The organism is Streptomyces sp. NPDC090442 (assembly GCF_044769405.1).
In the GTDB taxonomy this organism is placed as follows: domain Bacteria; phylum Actinomycetota; class Actinomycetes; order Streptomycetales; family Streptomycetaceae; genus Streptomyces.
This window is the reverse complement of the sequence record NZ_JBIVXW010000207.1, coordinates 1-2,426: the sequence shown is the minus strand read 5'-3', so window position 1 is coordinate 2,426 and position 2,426 is coordinate 1. Positions and strand designations below refer to the sequence as shown.

Below are 2,426 nucleotides of genomic sequence, written 5' to 3'. Positions count from 1 at the left end.
AACGCCCCCGTACCACCAGTGACCAACACCGTGCCACCGGCAACCGACCACTCCCCCACGTCCGCAACCCGCCCCGAACGCACCAACCGCCGACCAAAAACACCCGAGGACCGCACCGCCACCTGATCCTCAACACCCTGCGACAGAACGCCAGCCAACCGACGCCCCGCCCGCTCATCCACCACAACCGGCACATCAACCAACCCACCCCACCGATCCGGCAACTCCAACGCCACCACACGACCCAACCCCCACACCATCGCGGCGTTCGGATTCACGGGCCCGTCCGACACCCCCGTCGACACGGCCCCCCGCGTCAGTCCCCATGTCCGAGCCGACACCCCCACGTCACCCAACGCCTGCACCGCCACCGCGGTAGCCACCGCATCGGCGGCAACCAGCACACCAGCGACCTCGTCACCAGCGTCCGCGGCACCCACCCCCGCACGGACCGCCGCCGCCAACGCAAGCCGATCAACGTCCGACGGCACGACGACCTGGAGGACCTCGGCCCCCTGCGCCACCATCCACTCTCGAACGTCTGCGCAGTCGTCCCCGCCGTCGCCGGTCAGGAGCAACCACGTGCCCGACAACGTCGCCGCGCCCAACTCACGTACCGGGGCCCACGACACGCGATAGCGCCAACCGTCCACCGTCGACTCGGCCTCATGCGCCTGCCTCCAGGAGGACAGTGCGGACACCGCCGAGGTCAGGGACGCACTCTCGCTGATGCCCAATGCATCGCCCAGTGTGGACCAGTCCTCGCCGGCCACGGCCTCCCAGAACCGCGACTCCACCGCGTCCCCAGCCCCAGCCACGTCTGCCGGAGCCGTCGACTCCATCCAGAACCGCTGCCGCTGAAACGCATACGTCGGCAACTCAACACCCCGGCCGCCCGCGAACACCGGATCCCAATGCACATCAACCCCATCGGAGTGAAGCCGGGCAAGGGCAGTGACGAGGGTGTGCTCGGGGTCACGGTCGGCGCGCTGCGTCGCCACGCAGGTTGCCGTCCCCGTCTCTTCGCCGGCGAGCGTGCCGGCGGCCAGGGCCGTAAGGACACTGTCCGGGCCGACCTCCACGAACCGGGTCACCCCGGCACCGGCCGCGCTCCGCACCGCGTCCGCGAACCGCACGGCCTCGCGCACCTGCCGCACCCAGTACGCGGGCGAACACAGGTCGACGGCAGAAGCGGCCTCTCCGGTCAGCGTCGAAATCACCGGGATCCGCGGCGTCTCGTACGTCAACTGACCTGCCACAGCGGCGAATTCCTCCAGCATGCCGTCCATGCGGTGGGAGTGGAACGCATGCGAGACGCGCAACCGGCTCGACTTCCGACCGCTCGACTGCGCCCACTCCCGCACGGCCTCGACGGCATCCTCATCACCGGAGACCACCACGGAATCCGGTCCATTGACCGCCGCCAACGACGCCGACTCACCCAACAGGCCGGCGATCTCGTCCTCGCGAGCCTGGACGGCGAGCATCGCCCCGCCCTCGGGCAACGCCTGCATCAACCGACCACGCGCCACCACCAACGTGCAGGCATCCGCCAGCGAGAGCACCCCCGCCACATGCGCCGCCGCCAACTCACCAATCGAATGCCCGATCAACACATCCGGGACGACCTCGAAGGACTCCAGAAGACGGAACAGCGCCACTTCGACGGCGAACAAGCCCGTCTGCGCGTGGACAGTCCGGTTCAGCTCAGCCTCATCCTCGCCCCACACCACCTCACGCAGGGACGAGCCCAACGCCCGCTCCAACCCGTCGACGCACGCATCGAAGGCGTCCGCGAACACCGGGAAACGCGCATACAACTCCCGACCCATGCCCGGTCGTTGCGCACCCTGCCCCGAGAACAGTGCGGCCACCTGGCCACCGCCGGTAGCCACCTGGCCGCGCGCGACACCCGCCGCGGGCTCGCCCTCTGCCAGCGCCGCCAGCCCGGCCAGCAGCGCATCCCGGTCGGCGCCCACGACCGCGGCTCGGTGTTCCAAACCGGCACGGGTCGACGCCAACGAGTGGGCGATGTCGAGCTGAGACAGCTCCGGCCGTTCCAGCACGAACGCACGCAACCGGTCGGCCTGGGCCCGCAGGCCGGCCTCGGAGGTCGCCGACACCAGCCACGGCAGCACCCCACAGGCCGCAGGAGCCGGCCCCGCGGGTGCCTCCTCCGCAATCGCGTCGGGTCCCTGCTCCACGATGACGTGGGCGTTGGTGCCGCTGATGCCGAACGACGAGACGGCCGCACGACGCACCCGGCCGGCCTCACCTTCCCAGGCCCGGTTCTCGGTGAGCAGCTCCACCGCTCCCGTCGACCAATCCACCTGCGACGACGGCGCATCCACGTGCAGGGTCTTCGGCAACACTCCGTGCCGCATCGCCAACACCATCTTGATCACACCGGCCACGCCCGCCGCCGC

At 70.2% G+C, this 2,426-nt stretch carries 1 protein-coding gene; it reads right to left on the bottom strand.

Annotated elements, in window-relative coordinates:
• Positions 1–2,414, bottom strand: a 2,414-nt coding sequence (locus tag ACIQU6_RS44375; protein WP_403488371.1) for an acyltransferase domain-containing protein, incomplete at its 3' end; no start/stop codon positions are given.
• Between the last annotated feature and the right edge of the window lie 12 nt (positions 2,415–2,426).